Source organism: Luteimonas sp. A611, from assembly GCF_054072715.1.
Map to the genome: position 1 here is coordinate 700,597 of NZ_JBSVRP010000001.1, position 15,927 is coordinate 716,523.

10 protein-coding genes are annotated in these 15,927 nt (G+C 69.4%); 9 read left to right on the plus strand and 1 reads right to left on the minus strand.

Going from position 1 to position 15,927, the window contains the following annotated elements; genetic code table 11:
* Nucleotides 1-235: 235 nt before the first annotated feature.
* Together ACW5EG_RS03080 and ACW5EG_RS03085 are read left to right on the plus strand one after the other, a co-directional pair.
* Nucleotides 236-2,083 carry a DUF3857 domain-containing transglutaminase family protein gene (locus ACW5EG_RS03080; protein ID WP_457021395.1) on the plus strand — a complete coding sequence of 616 codons (1,848 nt, stop codon included), beginning with the start codon at nucleotides 236-238 and terminating at the stop codon, nucleotides 2,081-2,083.
* Nucleotides 2,080-4,374, plus strand: a complete 2,295-nt coding sequence (locus ACW5EG_RS03085) for a tetratricopeptide repeat protein (protein ID WP_457020814.1) — start codon at nucleotides 2,080-2,082, stop codon at nucleotides 4,372-4,374. The genes ACW5EG_RS03080 and ACW5EG_RS03085 overlap by 4 nt, the downstream gene beginning before the upstream one ends.
* 117 nt (nucleotides 4,375-4,491) lie before the next feature.
* Here the strand turns inward: ACW5EG_RS03085 and ACW5EG_RS03090 are convergent, their stop codons facing one another.
* Complete coding sequence (locus ACW5EG_RS03090; RefSeq protein WP_457020815.1) at nucleotides 4,492-5,079, minus strand: GNAT family N-acetyltransferase; 588 nt, start codon at nucleotides 5,077-5,079, stop codon at nucleotides 4,492-4,494.
* A gap of 84 nt (nucleotides 5,080-5,163) precedes the next feature.
* Between ACW5EG_RS03090 and pyk the strand changes: the two genes are divergently transcribed.
* The 7 genes from pyk to ACW5EG_RS03125 all read left to right on the plus strand — a co-directional run bounded on the left by pyk (nucleotide 5,164) and on the right by ACW5EG_RS03125 (nucleotide 15,862).
* Nucleotides 5,164-6,630, plus strand: coding sequence for a pyruvate kinase (gene pyk / locus ACW5EG_RS03095; RefSeq protein ID WP_457020816.1), 1,467 nt, complete (start codon nucleotides 5,164-5,166; stop codon nucleotides 6,628-6,630).
* A gap of 136 nt (nucleotides 6,631-6,766) precedes the next feature.
* Nucleotides 6,767-7,777, plus strand: a complete 1,011-nt coding sequence (locus ACW5EG_RS03100) for a class I fructose-bisphosphate aldolase (protein ID WP_457017306.1) — start codon at nucleotides 6,767-6,769, stop codon at nucleotides 7,775-7,777.
* Between the two features lie 135 nt (nucleotides 7,778-7,912).
* Entirely contained in the window at nucleotides 7,913-9,016 is a 1,104-nt protein-coding gene (locus ACW5EG_RS03105) for an efflux RND transporter periplasmic adaptor subunit (protein ID WP_457020817.1), read from the plus strand.
* Nucleotides 9,017-9,022: 6 nt separating this feature from the next.
* Nucleotides 9,023-12,157, plus strand: a complete 3,135-nt coding sequence (locus ACW5EG_RS03110; protein WP_457020818.1) for an efflux RND transporter permease subunit — start codon at nucleotides 9,023-9,025, stop codon at nucleotides 12,155-12,157.
* Between the two features lie 256 nt (nucleotides 12,158-12,413).
* Entirely contained in the window at nucleotides 12,414-13,907 is a 1,494-nt protein-coding gene (locus tag ACW5EG_RS03115; RefSeq protein WP_457017309.1) for an alanine/glycine:cation symporter family protein, read from the plus strand.
* On the plus strand, nucleotides 13,904-14,782 hold the full coding sequence (locus tag ACW5EG_RS03120) for a TrmH family RNA methyltransferase (RefSeq protein WP_457020819.1): 879 nt from the start codon (nucleotides 13,904-13,906) through the stop codon (nucleotides 14,780-14,782). Before ACW5EG_RS03115 ends, ACW5EG_RS03120 begins: the two co-directional genes overlap by 4 nt.
* Nucleotides 14,783-14,911: 129 nt before the next feature.
* Nucleotides 14,912-15,862, plus strand: a complete 951-nt coding sequence (locus ACW5EG_RS03125) for a carbohydrate kinase family protein (protein WP_457020820.1) — start codon at nucleotides 14,912-14,914, stop codon at nucleotides 15,860-15,862.
* Nucleotides 15,863-15,927 lie beyond the last annotated feature (65 nt).

Genomic DNA, 15,927 nt, shown 5'->3' on the forward strand with positions numbered 1-15,927 from the left:
TACCTTTCCCGTCGGGGAAAGGGGTGGAACGACAATGGGGATGCGAGTCTGGGCGTGGACGTTGTTCCTGCTTGCGGGGACGGCGCAGGGTGCCGTAGCCGAACACGAACGGGGCGAATACCGTTTCGAGACGGGGCCGGTGCCGGCGTTTGTCGAACGCGCGACGCTGCCGGCGCAGTGGCCTGGCGATGCACCGGGTGCGGACGACGAGCGCTGGCGCTACTGGTTGTACGACGTGCAGTCCGATCGTCGCAAGGCGAACGATGAACTGTTCGTCGACTATGCCTACGAGGCCCGCGGTGCGTCGCTCGTCAGCGACGCGGGCCGCTTCCAGGTCAGCTTCAACCCCGAATACCAGCGGCTGACGATCCACAACGTCGAATTGCGCCGTGATGGCAGCTGGCACGACCGGTTTTCGCCCGAACGCGTTTCGCTGGTCCGGCGCGAGGACGGTTTCGAGCAGGACCTGGCCGACGGCGCCGTGACCGCACTGATCGTGCTGGACGACGTCCGTCCGCGCGACGTGGTCCGGATCGCGTACACCATCGCCGGCAGCAATCCGGTGCTGGCCGGCCAGGGATCGGATTGGCTGCGTTTCGGCTGGCAGCATCCGATGTTGCGCGCCCGGTTGCGGGTGCTGATGGATCCGGGCGCGGAGCCGCGTGTCTATCGCGAGCACAGCGCGCCGGAGGCCGTGGTGCGCCGTCGTGGCGACGCGGTCGAGACGGTGCTCGACGCGCGCGCGCTGCCGCTGGTGGTGGACGATGGGCAGTATCCCGCTTGGTACCAGCCGTATCCGAGCGCGCAGGTGAGCGAGACGCGCAGCTGGGCCGATGTGGTGGCCTGGGCCTTGCCGCTGTACCCGTCAATCGAGCGCCTGCCCGAGGATCTCGAGCAGAAGCTCGCCGAATGGCGCCGACTCCCGGACCAGCGTGCGCGCGTCACCGCCGCGCTGCGGCTGGTGCAGGACGATGTGCGCTATTTCGGCGTCGAAATGGGCGAGAACACCCACCGGCCGACAGCGCCGGCGGACACCTGGCGACGGCGATACGGCGACTGCAAGGACAAGGTGTATCTGCTGGCCAGCCTGCTGACCCGTCTGGACCTTCGTGCAGTACCGGCATTGGTGAGCAGCGGCCGCGGCAAGGCGATCTCGGACTTCGCGCCGTCGGCGGCGGTATTCGACCACGTGATCGCGCGCGTCGAGGTGGATGGCGATACGCTGTGGCTGGACCCCACCTTGACTCTGCAGGGTGGTCGCGCGGGCGACTACGACCTCAGCGTTTATGGCGTTGCCTTGGCGGTCGCGGGTGGCACTACGCGTCCCGAACCGATCTCCCCGCCGCCCGGGGGCGCCGGGCGCAATGGCATCACCGTTGTCGAGCGCTACTTCCCGCAGGTCGACGCGCGCGATGTCCGGCTCGAGGTCGAGACGCACTACCGCGGCGACCTCGCCGACCAGCGCCGGCGGTCGCTCGCCAGCGAGCGCAGTGGCGACCTGTCGCGACGCTACGCGGACTATTACCGTCGCCGGCTCGGCGAGTTGGACGCGACGGCCGTCCCCCGGCTCGACGACGACCGGGAGGCCAACACGCTCAAGGTGGCCGAAAGCTACCTGCTCAAGGCGCCGTTCGACGACGAGCCAGGCGCGGTCAAGGCCCTCGATGTCTATGCCGATGCGCTGCAGGACGTCACGCGGCTACCGGCTTCGATGTCGCGCACATCGCCGCTGGCCTATGCGGTGCCCGGCGGCTACCGGCACGAAATCGAGGTGGTCGTGCCGGAACGTTGGACCGCCGTCTTCGGAAAGGAGGACCGCCAGGTGGCAGCGTCCGCATTCGACTACGCCCGCGACGTGACGGTGGATGGGCGCAGCGCCCGTGTCGTCTACCGGCTCGACGTCAAGCAACCCGAGGTTGCGTCGCACGACGCGACCGGTCATCTAGGCCAGATCCGGAAGCTCCAGGACGAGTTGTCGGCCACTCTGCGCTTCCGGATGCCGACAAGCGTCGCCGCCGATGAACGTCAGCACCGCCTGCAGCAGTTGCTGCGCAACGCCATGGACGAAGGATCAGCCCAATGAGCCCAATTGCCCTCCGTGTGCCGCTGGCGCTGTTTGCGCTGTTGTGCGCCTTGCCCGTACTGGCGGAGCAGCCCCGTTTGCATGTGCGCGACGTGATCGAAGCACCGCAGGCCGCGTGGGATAGTTTTCTGTCCGACCCCGCATACGGCAAGGCCTACGATGCGTACGAGGTGCTCGGCGAGGTTGGCTACGACCTGACGCAGGTCGATGCTGCGGCCTGCAAGGAGCGAAGCGAGGCATTGGAGGCTGCTGTACTGCAGGCGCCGGTCAGCATTGCGCTGCACAGGGCCCGAATGCTTTGCGCCGAAGCACTCGATGACGACATGGCGGCGGAGGAAGCGATGCTGGCCACTGGCGCGCTGGCGCGGCTCGCGCTCGCCGAGCGTCGCGATGGATTCTGGCCGGAGCCGGTGCGGGTGATGGGACCCGCCGACATCTATGCGTTGCTTGCCTCCAGCGGCCTGGAGTTCCGGTACGAGTACTTTCAGCATGCCGGCCCGCAGCGCCATTACCCGCTGGTCGTCGCGGCATGGGACGAAGAACTCGGGGTCGAGCGACACCTGTGGTTCGATTACGTCGACACGGCCAACGCTATCGTGCGTGGAGATCCGTTTTCGGGCTATCCCGTGCAGCGCCGCCAGCTTGCCGACATCTTCCTGGAAGCGCAGGCGGCGCGCGGCGAAGTGGCGGCGCGCGACATCCTGGCGATCCGGTCCTTCCAGCTGGCTGGCGGGACCGCGGCTGCGGTGGAGATGTTGCGGTCCGCGGCGGAGGCAGGGGGACTGCAGTCCGCGGGCGCCTGGTTGCTGACCTGCGCGCGGCAACCGGGTGACGGATGTGCGGACGGCTTGGTGGATGCCCTGCTGCCACAGGCCGAGGAAGAGCGCGCTGCACACACCGCACTGCTGGCGCTGGCGTATGCGTTGGGGGTGGGGGTCGAACGGGATCCGGGGTCGGCTGCGACGCTGCTGGATGCGGTGGACGCGCGCTGGCACCGCAACGGCGGCACGGTGATGCTGGCGGGCCTGTGGCCCACGCTCGGCGGCGTGGAGCCGCCGCCGGCATTCCTGCTGCAGCGGATGCAGGCTGCCCAGGAGCGGGGGAATGCCGTAGTTCCCGCAATGAACGCCGTTTGGAAACTGTCGCGGGAAGGGGCGCTGCAACTCGAGCCCGCGGAACTGCGTGCGCTGGCCGATCCTGTCAACAATGGCATCGGCAAGGGCTATTCACTGCTGGCCAGCTATCACCACCGGCGCGACGAGGCGCCGGTTGCCAATGCCTGGATGAAGTCCGCCGCGGATTCCGGCGATGCGAATGCCCAGGCCGCCATGGGCAACACCCTGTACGCCGCGGCGACCACCGACGCGCAGCGGCGCCACGCGATGGACCTGGTCGAACTCGGGGCACAAGGGGGCAGTGCGTTCGGCGCGCGCAGGCGGGCATACCAGAGCATGCGCGCGCAGGAATGGCCGCAGGCGGAAGGCTGGCTGCTCGGTGCGGCGCAGGCAGGCGATCTGGGGGCGATGCTGGCCCTGTCTCTGATGTACGAACAGGCCTATCCGGGCGTGCACGGAACGCCGCAGCAGGCGATCGACACCTACCAGGCGCTGGACACCAATGCGGATAACGCCGAGGCACGGCGCCGGCTCGCCGATATGGCGTTGGCGGGCCGTGCCATGGCCAAGGATCCGGTGCGCGCCATGGGCTGGCTGCGCGCCGATGCCGAAAAGGGCGACGGCGCTTCGGCGGTTCGGCTTGGCCATGCCTACATGGCCGGCGAGCTGGGAGCGCCCGACGAAGTCGAAGGGGCGCTCTGGATGGAGCGCGCGATTGCGGACGGCCACGTGGCCGCGTATGTGGATTACGGCGGCTGGTATTTCTACCGGCACGGCAACACGCTGGACGCCCGCCGACGCGGAATCGAACTCTGGCGTAAGGGCGCGGAGGCGGGTGCGGCCATGGCGCGGAACAATCTGGCATGGGCGCTGTGTACGGCGCCGGAGCCTGAACTGTTCGACGCGGCTTCCGGCCTCGAGGCGGCGCTGCCCTTGCTGGAGGATGGCGGCCGTTCGGCTTGGCTCGACACTGTCGCCGCCTGCCATGCCGCAGCAGGTGATTACGGTCGCGCGGTGGAACTGCAGACCGGGGCAATGTCTTCCCTCATGCCCGCGGAGATCGCCAGCGACGCCGAGCGCGACGACGGGTACGCTGCACGTCTGGCTCTGTACCGCCAGCACAGACGTTACCTCGAACGGCACCGGACCGAGGCCGATTTCGCGGGCTCACCCTGAAGCCCGGCGGACACGGCGCCACCATGCTGGCGTGTCCGCGCGTGCTGGATTGTGGCGGTGCCGGGGAAGCCTTGCCGCCGTGCGACCCTGTGGCCTGCCGGAAAGCCGGGCGCGGCTTCAGCGGCGCTCATTCCGCCAATCGGACGCGAGCAGGCCGAAGATTTCCGAATCGCTGGCGCTGCCGTCGATCAGGAAGCGCTGGCGCAGCAGGCCCTCGCGGCGGAAGCCGAGCCCGGCGAGCAGGCGTCGCGAGGCTTCGTTGCGCGGGTCGATGTCCGCCTCGATGCGGTGCAGCCCGAGGCGGTGGAAGCCCCAGTCCAGCGCCAGCGCGACCGCCTCGGTCGCCAGCCCGCGGCGCCACCAGTCCGGGTGCAGTGCGTAGCCGACTTCCGCGCGGCGATGCCGGGCATCGAATCGGTACAGGGTGCAGCTGCCGATCGCGCGGTCGTCGCGACGCGCGGCGATCAGCCAGTTGAGCGACTCGCGACGCGCGAATCCGTCGAGCATCTCCTCGATCTTGCCCTCGGCCTGCATACGCACGCGCATGGGCGCGCTGCTCCAGAAGCGCATCACGTCCGCATGCGAGAACAGTGCGAACACGTCGTCGATGTCCTGCACGCGTGGGCCGCGCAGGCACAGACGTTGTCCGGTCAGGACAGGAAAACCGGGCAACCCGGCAAGACGTGCGTTGATGTCGGTGGACATGTGCGATATCGCCATCAGGCTCGGCTAGGATAACGGGCTCACGCGACACCGTCGCGTTCCTTACTCATGCAACGGATCCAGTCCATGTCCGAACACCGCCGCCGCACCCGCATCCTCGCCACGCTTGGTCCCGCGACCGACCCGCCAGGCGTGCTCGACGCGATCCTGCGCGCGGGCGTCGACGTGGTGCGCCTGAACTTCTCGCATGGCGACCCGGCAAGCCAGATTGCGCGCGCCGAGGCGGTCCGCGAGGCGGCGGCGCGCGTGGGCGTCGAAGTCGGCATCCTCGCCGACCTGCCTGGCCCGAAGATCCGCGTCGAGCGCTTCGTCGAAGGCAAGGTGTCGCTGAAGGCCGGCGACCGCTTCGACCTGGTGGCCAGCGAGGATGCGCCGCCGGGGACGCAGCACGAGGTGGGCGTGAGCTACATCGACCTGCCGCGCGACCTGTCGGCCGGCGACGTGCTGATGCTCGACGACGGCATGGTGCAGCTCAAGGTCGAGCGCATCGAGGGCCAGCGCATCATCACCACCGTCCTCAACGACAGCGTGCTGTCCGATCGCAAGGGGCTCAACAAGCTCGGCGGCGGGCTGTCGCTGGGCGCGCTCACCGAGCGCGACCGCGAGCTGATCGGCGTCGCCGCGCAGATCGGCGTGGACTACATCGCGGTGTCGTTCTGCCGCAACGCAGCCGACATGGAGGAGGCGCGTGCGATCGCCCGTTCGCACGGCTCCGATGCCGCGATGGTGTCGAAGGTCGAGCGCGCCGAGGCGATCGAGAACCTGGCCGAGGTGATCGACGCCAGTGACGTGGTGATGGTGGCGCGCGGCGACCTGGGCGTGGAAATCGGCGATGCCGAGCTGCCGGGCCTGCAGAAGAAGATCATCCGCGAGTCGCTGGCGCGCAACAAGGTGGTGATCACCGCGACCCAGATGCTGCAGTCGATGGTCGACTCGCCGATCCCGACCCGCGCCGAAGTGCTGGACGTGGCCAACGCGGTCATCGACGGCACCGACGCGGTGATGCTCTCGGCCGAGACCGCGGCGGGCAACTTCCCGCTGCGCGCGGTCGAGGCGATGGCGCGCATCTGCATGGGCGCCGAGCGCCAGTTCGCGCACGACACCGACTTCGAGAAGGCGCAGCGCGGGCTCCAGCACGCCGACCAGGCGATCGCGATGGCGACCATGTTCATCAGCGAACACATCGGCGTGGCGGCGATCGTGGCCATGACCGAATCGGGCGGTACTGCGCGCCACTTGTCGCGCTTCCGTGCCGGCCCGCCGATCTACGCGTTCTCGCGCCACGCGGGCGTGCGCCGGCGCATGGCGCTGATGCGCGACGTGTATCCCACCGACTACGACAGCCGCGGGCAGACCCCACGCGAGGCCGCGCGCGGCAGCGTGCGCCTGCTGGTGGAAGCGGGGGTGCTGGACCCGGGCGACCGCGTGGTGTTCACCAGCGGCGAGCACATGGAAACCCACGGCGCCACCAACACCATGCGCCTGCTGCAGGTCGGCAAGGACGGCCTCGCCGAAGGCCTCGGCGAGCTGTAGGAGCGGCTGCAGCCGCAACCACGCGGCCGCTGGCAATCCAACGCCGAAGGCGGCCGCACCACGCGCGCGGCAAACGGGAAATGAAGGGACGGGCGCTATACTCCGCCCCCTTTTCCCGCACGGCCCACTTCCCGACATGAGCATCGAAACGCTCGCTGAAACCGCACAGGCGATGGTTGCCCCCGGCAAGGGCATCCTGGCGATCGATGAATCGACCAGCACGATCTCGAAGCGTTTCGAGATCGTCGGCGTGCCGAGCAACGAGGCCAATCGCCGCGCCTACCGCGAACTGCTGCTGGCCACGCCGAACCTGGGCCAGCATGTCAGCGGCGCGATCCTCTACGACGAAACCATCCGCCAGGCCAACCGCGACGGTGTGCCGTTGGCCCGCTTCATGGCCGACGCCGGCATCATTCCCGGCATCAAGGTCGACAAGGGCACCCAGCCGCTGGCCGGTTGCCCGGGCGAACTGGTCACCGAGGGCCTGGACGGCCTGCGCCCGCGGCTGGAGGAGTACTACAAGCTCGGCGCGCGCTTTGCCAAGTGGCGCGCGGTGATCAACATCGGTGACGACATCCCGACCGGCACCTGCATCGAATCCAACAGCCACGCGCTGGCGCGCTTTGCCGCGCTGTGCCAGGAGCAGGGCCTGGTGCCGATGGTCGAGCCGGAAGTGCTGATGGAGGGCACGCACGACATTGAATCCAGCTACGAAGTACACGAGGTGGTGCTGCGCTCGCTGTTCGACGCGCTCTACCAGCACAACGTGAGCCTGGAGGGCACCATCCTCAAGCCCTCGATGGTGCTGCCGGGCCGTGACAGCGGCGAAACCGCGACGGTCGAGGAAGTGGCCGAGGCCACGCTGCTGTGCCTGAAGTCGACCGTGCCGGCGATCCTGCCGGGCATCGTGTTCCTGTCGGGCGGCCAGGGCGACCAGGCCGCGACCGCGCACCTGGACGCGATGAACCGCATGGGTCCGCATCCCTGGCCGCTGTCGTTCTCCTACGGTCGGGCGATGCAGTCCGCGGCGCTGGAAATCTGGTCGCAGGACCTGCAGGGCAACGTGGGCAAGGCGCAGGACACGGTGTTTGCCCGGGCCCGCGACAACGGCGAGGCAGCCCTGGGCAGGTGGCGCGGCACTGCCTGAGTTCCGCAGCGCGCCGGTAACGCGCGCGCGCGGCCGCGGTTGACAGGTTTCCGGAGGGGATCGCCCCCTCCTATGGCATGGGCGGCCTTCACCGTCGATCGATAGAATCGGGCGGTTTCCCCCCGCCGTGTCGACATGCCCGCCGATTTCCGTTTCCCGTCGTTCCCGATCCTGCTGTTGTCGGGCCTGTGCCTGCTGCCGGCCGCCTGTGGCCGCGATGCCGCGTCCACCGGTGCGGGCGAGGCCGCACCCGTGGCGGTGGTGACCACGCAGGTCGCCGCTATGCAGCCCTGGAGCGACACGATCTCGGCGCTGGGCACGGTCAAGGCGCGCGAGTCGGTGTCGATCACGGCCAAGGTCAGCGAGACCGTCGAACGCGTGCATTTCGAGAGCGGCGACGAGGTGGCGGCCAACGCGCCCCTGATCACGCTGTCCGGCAACCAGCAGCAGGCGGCGCTGCAGGCGGCCGAGGCCGAGGCCAAGGAAGCCGAGCAGCAGTACCGCCGCGGCAGCGAGCTGGTCGGGCAGCAGCTGATCGCGCGCTCCATGGTCGATACCCAGCGCGCCACGCGCGACGCCACGCTGGCACGCGTGGTGCAGATGCGCGCCGACATCGGCGACCGCCGCATCCGCGCGCCCTTCGCCGGCGTGCTTGGCATGCGCGAGGTGAGCCCCGGCGCGCTGGTCACGCCGGGCACGGTGATCGCCACGCTCGATGACCTCTCGCGCGTGCATGTCGACTTCCCGGTGCCCGAAGTGCACCTGGCGCACCTGGCCGCCGGCCAGCCGCTTGCCGGCAGCAGCGTTGCATGGCCCGGCGTGACCTTCGAAGGCGAGGTGTCCAGCGTCGACGCGCGTGTCGATCCGGCCACGCGCGCGGTCATGGTGCGCGGCGACTTCCCGAACGATGGACGCAGCCTGCGCCCGGGCATGCTGATGCAGGTGCAGCTCTCGCGGCCGCAGCGGCAGGCGCTGGTGCTGCCGGAGATCGCGGTGGTGCAGGTGGGCCGCGACACCTTCGTGTGGCGGGTGAAAAGCGACGACACGGTCGAGCGCGTCCCCATCCAGGTGGGCGAGCGCCGGGTCGGGCAGGTCGAGGTGCTGCGCGGCGTGGACGCGGGCGAGCGCATCGTCATCGATGGCACCGGCAAGCTGCGCCCGGGCCTGATGGTCAGCGACACGGCCGGCGCCGACGTGCCGGTGCAGCCGCCAGCGGAGCCTGCGGCGCAGGACGGCTGACCGGCAATGAAGCTTTCCGACCTCTCGATCAAGCGCCCGGTCTTCGCGATCGTCATCAGCCTGCTGCTGGTGGTGCTGGGGCTGATGTCGTTCATGCGCCTGACCCTGCGCGAGCTGCCCAACATCGATCCGCCGATCGTCTCGGTGGAGGTCAACTATCCCGGTGCGTCCGCGGCGGTGGTGGAAACCCGCGTCACCCAGATCCTCGAGGATGCGCTGTCGGGCATCGAGGGCATCAACACGATCCAGTCGAGCAGCCGCAACGGCCGCGCCGACGTGACCATCGAGTTCAACCTCACGCGCGACATCGAGGCGGCCGCCAACGACGTGCGCGACCGCATCAGCCGGGTGATGGACCGCATGCCCGACGAGGCCGATCCGCCAGAGATCTCCAAGGTCGAGGCCGATGCCGAGGTCATCGTCTGGCTCAACATGCGCTCCACCGCGATGGACACGATGGCGCTGACCGACTACGCCGACCGCTACGTGGTAGACCGGCTGTCGGCGCTGGATGGTGTGGCGCGCGTGCAGCTGGGCGGCTCGCAGCGTTACGCGATGCGCATCTGGCTCGACCGCGACGCCATGGCTGCGCGCGGGATCACCGCCGGCGACGTCGAAGCCGCGCTGCGCAGCGAGAACGTCGAGCTGCCGGCCGGGCGCATCGAGTCCGAGTCGCGCGACTTCACCTTGCGCGTGGAGCGCGGCTACCGCGAGCCCGAACAGTTCGCGCAGCTCCCGCTGCGCCGCGGCGACGATGGCTATGTGGTGCGGCTGGGTGACGTGGCGCAGGTGGAGGTGGGCCCGGAAGAGCGCCGCTCCTACCTGCGCAGCAACGGCGTGCCGAACGTCGGCCTTGGCATCGTGCGCACCTCCACCGCCAATGCGCTGGACGTGGCGCGCGCCGCCCGCGTCGAGGCCGAGGTCATCCAGGAGACACTGCCCGAAGGCACCGACATCTACGTGTCCTTCGACAGCACCACATTCATCGACGCCTCGATCAAGCGCGTGTACTGGACGCTGGCCGAGGCGATGGCCCTGGTGTTCCTGGTGATCTGGCTGTTCCTGGGCAGCCTGCGCGCGGCGCTGATCCCGGCGGTCACGGTGCCGGTGTGCCTGATCGCGGCCTTCATCGCCCTGTACGCGTTCGGCTTCTCGATCAACCTGCTCACCCTGCTGGCGCTGGTGTTGTGCATCGGCCTGGTGGTGGATGACGCGATCATCGTGCTGGAGAACGCGCAGCGACGCGTCGACCTGGGGGAGCCGCCCCTGGTCGCGGCGCGCCGCGGCACCGCGCAGGTCGCTTTCGCGGTGATCGCCACCACCGCGGTGCTGGTGGCGGTGTTCCTGCCGGTCGGCTTCATGGAAGGCAACACCGGACGCCTGTTCCGCGAACTGTCGGTGGCGCTGGCCGGCGCGGTGGCGCTGTCGGCGTTCGTCGCGCTGACGCTGACGCCGATGATGTGCTCCAAGCTGCTGCGCCCGCACGTCAAGACCACCGGCTTCAACGCCTGGATGAACCGGCAGCTGGGCCGCGTGAGCAAGGGCTACGGCTACCGCGTGTCGAGGCTGGTGGCCTTGCCCGGTGGCCGCCTGCTGGCGATGGTGGTCGCGGCGATGGTGCTGTGTGGCCTGGTTGCCGCGCTGCTGTTCCTGCGCGTGCCCAGCGAGCTGGCGCCGGCGGAGGATCGTGGCCGCTTCTTCCTGATGATCGACGGGCCGGAAGGCGCGGGTTTCGACTACACGGTGCAGCAGGTCCAGCAGGTCGAGGAGATCGTGCTCAGGCAGGTGGGCGAGGGCAAGCCGATCCAGCGCGCCAACTCGCGGGCCCCGCGCAGTTGGGGTGGCGGCGAGGAGATGCACACCGGACAGATCATCGTCTTCCTGGAGGACTGGGGCACGCGCGAGCAGAGCACCGACGAGGTGGTGGCCGGGCTGCGCCGCCAGTTCACCGACGTACCGGGCGTACAGGTGCGCGCAAGCGTGCCCGGCGGCCTGGTCGGCAGCCGTGGCCAGCGCTACCAGCTGGTGCTTGGCGGGCCCGACTACGCGGAGCTGGCCGAATGGCGCGACCGCGTGCTGGAGCGCATGGAATCCAACCCCGGCATCCAGGATCCGGATTCGGACTACAAGGAAACGCGTCCGCAGATGCGCGTGCAGATCGACCGCGCGCGCGCGGCCGACCTGGGCGTGTCGGTCACCGAGATCGGACGCACCCTGGAAACGATGATGGGCTCGCGCCACGTCACCACCTACGTCGACAACGGTGAGGAATACGAGGTGGTGGTGCAGGCCGGCCGTGAAGCGCGGATGACGCCCGCGGACCTGGGCAACACCTACGTCCGCGGCAGTGATGGCGGGCTGATCCCGATGTCCAACCTGGTCACGCTCGAGGAAATCGCCGAGCCGGGCAACTTCAACCGCTTCAACCGCCTCCGCGCGATCACCATCAGCGCGGGCCTTGCGCCGGGCTACAGCATGGGCGAGGCGCTGGACTGGACGCGCCAGGTCATCGACGAGGAACTGCCCGACTACGCACAGATCGACTGGAAGGGCGAAACGCGCGAATACCAGCGCGCCGGTGGCGCGGTGCTGGTGACCTTCACCATGGCGCTGCTGATCGTCTACCTGGTGCTGGCCGCGCAGTTCGAGAGCTTCATCCATCCGCTGGTGATCATGCTGACGGTGCCGTTGGCGGTACTCGGTGCACTGATCGGGCTGTGGGCGACCGGCGGCACGCTCAACCTGTTCAGCCAGATCGGCATCGTGATGCTGGTGGGGTTGGCGGCAAAGAACGGCATCCTGATCGTCGAGTTCGCCAACCAGCTGCGCGACGAGGGCATGAGCGTGCGCGAGGCGATCGCCGAGGCGTCGGCGGTGCGACTGCGCCCGATCCTGATGACCTCGGCCGCGACGGTGATGGGCGCGGTGCCGCTGGTGGCGGCGGGCGGACCGGGCTCGGCCAGCCGCGCGACCATCGGCGTGGTGATCATCTTCGGCGTGTCGTTCGCGACCCTGCTGTCGCTGTTCGTGGTGCCCGCGTTCTACGCGCTGCTGGCGCCGTTCACGCGCTCGCCCAATGCGCTGGCGAAGAAGCTGGAGCAGATGGAGGCGGAGACGGCGCCGGTCAGCGGGCACGCCTGAGCGTGCCTGCGGTGGCACGCAGTGGCGACGGCGGGTGCGGCTCGCAGTCCCGGCACCTTGTGGCTGTCATCCCGAGCGCAGCGAGGAGGGATCTTGCCTGAGCAGGCACCAGGCCCGGATCCCTCGCTGCGCTCGGGATGACAGCTTGGAGGCGGCCCGATGAGGGCGGCAACCTGGCGGAAATCAGTTATCGTGCCGCCTTCCGTGCGCCCGCCGTCCCGGCCGGAGCGTCGAACCGAACCGGAGGCAGAGTTCCGTGGAAGCAATTCTCGGCTGGGTGAACGGCATCATCTGGAGCAAGGCGCTGATCGCGCTGTGCCTGGGTGCCGGACTGTGGTTTTCGTTCCGCACGCGCTTCATGCAGGTGCGCGGCCTGGTCGAGATGACGCGGCTCACCTTCTCGGGCCAGAAGTCCGACGCCGGCGTGTCCTCGTTCCAGGCGCTGGCGCTGTCCATGTCAGGACGCATCGGCATCGGCAACATTGCCGGCGTGGCGACCGCCATCGCCTTCGGCGGGCCGGGTGCGATTTTCTGGATGTGGGTGATGGGCTTCCTTGGAGCCTCGACCTCGTTCGTCGAGTGCTGCCTTGCGCAGATATACAAGGAAAAGGACAACGAGGGCCGCTATCGCGGTGGCCCGGCGTACTACATCGAGAAGGGCCTGGGCCTGAAGTGGTATGCGGTGCTGTTCGCGATCGCGACCATTGCGGCGGCCGGCGTGCTGATGCCGGGCGTGCAGGCCAATGCGATCGCCGACGGCATCGCCAATGCCTGCCAGGGCGGCGCGCTGTGCGGTTCGCTCGAGGGCCAGGTGTTGGGCATGGAGACGCGCGACGCGCTCAAGCTCGGCATCGGCGTCGTCGTGGCCCTGCTGCTGGCCACGATCATCTTCGGCGGCGTCAAGCGGATCGCCGCGTTCGCCGAACTCGTGGTGCCGTTCATGGCGGTGGGCTATATCCTCACCGCGCTGCTGGTGATGGCGCTGAACTACGAGTACGTGCCGGAGATGTTCAACATCATCTTCTCCAGCGCCTTCGGCATGCACGCCGGCTTCGGCGCGATGCTGGGCCTGGCGGTGGAGTGGGGCGTGAAGCGCGGCGTCTATGCCAACGAGTCCGGCCAGGGCACCGGTCCGCACGCTGCCGCCGCGGCCGAGGTCTCGCATCCGGCCAAGCAGGGTTACGTGCAGGCCTGGGCGATCTACTTCGACACCATGCTGATCTGCACTTCGACCGCGTTCCTGGTGCTGGCCACCGGCATGTACAACGTGGTGGGGCCGGACGGCGCGATGCTGCAGGAGGCACTGCCCGGCATCGAGGCGGGCGCCGGCTTCGTGCAGCACGGCATCAATACGGTGCTGCCGGGCTGGGGCGCGGGCTTCGTGGCGACGGCGCTGTTCTTCTTCGCATTCACCACGATCATGGCCTATTACTACATGGCCGAAACCAACCTGACCTACATCAACGGCCACAAGACGCGGCCACTGGCGACGCTGCTGCTGCGCGTGACGCTCGTGGGCATGGTGATTTTCGGCGCATTCAACAACGCGGGCATGGCCTGGGCGCTGGGCGACCTGGGCGTCGGGCTGATGGCCTGGCTCAACCTCATCGCCATCCTGCTGCTGCAGAAGCCAGCGCTGCTGGCACTGCGCGACTACGAGCGGCAGAAGAAGCAGGGCGTGGAGCCGGTGTTCGACCCCGACGCCCTCGGCATCCGCAACGCCGAGTTCTGGCGTGGGCGGCTGAAATGAGCAGGCGTCCGCCGCCTCCGGGCCCCGGCAGGGATTCGCCGTGGGGCGCGCGCGGACGCGAAACGGCGGCGCCTGGGCGTGAATCGCGGGCACCGCGCGAACCCGCGCGCATTCCCGCGGACGCGCCGACTGCGCCGGCGCGGAGCGCGGAACTGCGCCTGCACGGGTTGAATGCGGTCCGCGCGGTGTTCGCGCGGCGTCCGCAGGCGATCCGCAAGCTGTACCTGTCGCCCGATCGCATGGGGCAGCTGCAGCCGCTGCTGAAGTGGTGCGTGGCCAACCGCATCGGCTACCGCGTGGTCGAGGACGAGGACGAGCTGCGCCGCCTGTCGGCAAGCACGCATCACGAAGGCGTGGTGGCCGATGTGCTGCGCGAGTCGCAACTGGCATTGTCCGACTGGCTGGCGGCGCTGCCGGCGGGGCCGTGCTGCGCGCTGTGGCTGGATGGCGTGGGCAATCCGCACAACCTGGGCGCGATCCTGCGCTCGTCCGCGCACTTCGGCGTGTCTGCGCTGTTGTTGCCGGAGGACGCGTCGCTGACGCTGTCCGGCGCTGCCGCACGCGTGGCCGAGGGTGGCGCGGAGATCGTGCCGCTGGTGCGCCCGGGCGCCGCGGACGAGGCGATGGCGCAGCTGCGCGCGGCGGGGTTTGTGTTGGCCGCGACGGTCGTGCGCGACGGCGAGGATCTGTTCAAGGCAGCGCTGCCGCCGCGTGTGGTCTACGTGATCGGTGCCGAGGGTGCAGGCATGGGGGATGCGCTCGCCGCGGCCTGCGACCTGCGCCTGTCGATCCCGGGCACCGGCGCGGTGGAGAGCCTCAACGTCGCCGCGGCGACCGCGGTGTTGCTTGCGCAGTGGGCGGGCAGCCGCCGCTAGTCATCCGCGGCGCAGCGATGGCTGCGCCGCGCCCTGTCCGCGCCAGGACGCCGCGAAGCTGGCGCCCGCGGGACTCCACGCGAGCCAGATCGATGACATGCTTGGGTGACCTCCTCACGGTATCCGTCCATGCAGCAGCCGTCTCCCGCACAGCACGAAATCCCGCGCGCCCTGCCGAAACTGGTCGTCTTCGGCGAGGCATTGACCGACTTCGTGCGCACGGACGAGGACCAGTGGCGCAGCGTGCCGGGTGGCGCCTGCTGGAACGTCGCACGCGTGGCGTCGACGCTGGGCGTGCCGACCGGCTGGGGCGGGTCGGTGGGCAACGACCTGTTTGGCGATGAGCTGATGCGCAGGTCGGCCGAGGCGGGCCTGGACCTGCGCTTTGCGCAGCAGGTTGGACAACCGCCGCTGCTGGCGATCGTGCATGCGCTGGATCCACCGCAGTACTTCTTCGTCGGCAGCGCCGACCAGAGCTTCGACGCGGCGCTGCTGCCGGAGGGTTGGCGCGAGGCCTGCGAGTACGCGCACTTCGGCTGCATCAGCCTGGTGCGCCAGCCGCTGGGTGCGCGCCTGCTGGCGCTGGCCGAAGAGCTGCATGCGCGCGGCGTGCGGATCAGCTTCGATCCCAACTGCCGCAACCTGATGGGTGCGGACTATCCGCCGCTGTTCGAGCGCCTCGCCGCCATTGCCGACCTGGTCAAGCTGTCGGACGAAGACCTGCGCCAGATCTACCCGCCGCTTCCGGCCGGCGAGGCGCTGGGCCGTGTGCGCGGGCGGATGAAGCCCGGGGCGCTGCTGCTGTACACACGTGGCGCGGACGGCATGACCCTGCATCTTGAGGGGCGTCGCATCGAGCAGCCGGCGCTGGCGGTCGCGGTACGCGACACGGTCGGCGCCGGCGACGCTTGCGTAGGCGGCTTCCTCGCCAGCATGTTGCAGCAACCGGAGCAGGGCTGGGAGCAACACCTGCGCTTTGCGGCCGCCGTGGCCGCCGCGGCATGCACGCGCGCGGGCGCGCATGCGCCGGACCGGCGCGAGGTCGAGGCGTTGCTGGCCGCGGATGCGGAGAAGGTCTGACGGTGTAGCGTGCGGTTGCCGGCGGGCATCCGTGGCGCGTTGCTATCCATCGCGGCTGAAGCCGC

Excerpts from the sequence above, each read along its gene's own strand:
- ACW5EG_RS03085 (WP_457020814.1), top strand. The coding sequence starts at position 2,080 with ATGAGCCCAATTGCCCTCCGTGTGCCGCTGGCGCTGTTTGCGCTGTTG.
- ACW5EG_RS03090 (WP_457020815.1), bottom strand. The coding sequence starts at position 5,079 with ATGTCCACCGACATCAACGCACGTCTTGCCGGGTTGCCCGGTTTTCCT.
- pyk (WP_457020816.1), top strand. The coding sequence starts at position 5,164 with ATGTCCGAACACCGCCGCCGCACCCGCATCCTCGCCACGCTTGGTCCC.
- ACW5EG_RS03100 (WP_457017306.1), top strand. The coding sequence starts at position 6,767 with ATGAGCATCGAAACGCTCGCTGAAACCGCACAGGCGATGGTTGCCCCC.
- ACW5EG_RS03105 (WP_457020817.1), top strand. The coding sequence starts at position 7,913 with ATGCCCGCCGATTTCCGTTTCCCGTCGTTCCCGATCCTGCTGTTGTCG.
- ACW5EG_RS03110 (WP_457020818.1), top strand. The coding sequence starts at position 9,023 with ATGAAGCTTTCCGACCTCTCGATCAAGCGCCCGGTCTTCGCGATCGTC.
- ACW5EG_RS03120 (WP_457020819.1), top strand. The coding sequence starts at position 13,904 with ATGAGCAGGCGTCCGCCGCCTCCGGGCCCCGGCAGGGATTCGCCGTGG.
- ACW5EG_RS03125 (WP_457020820.1), top strand. The coding sequence starts at position 14,912 with ATGCAGCAGCCGTCTCCCGCACAGCACGAAATCCCGCGCGCCCTGCCG.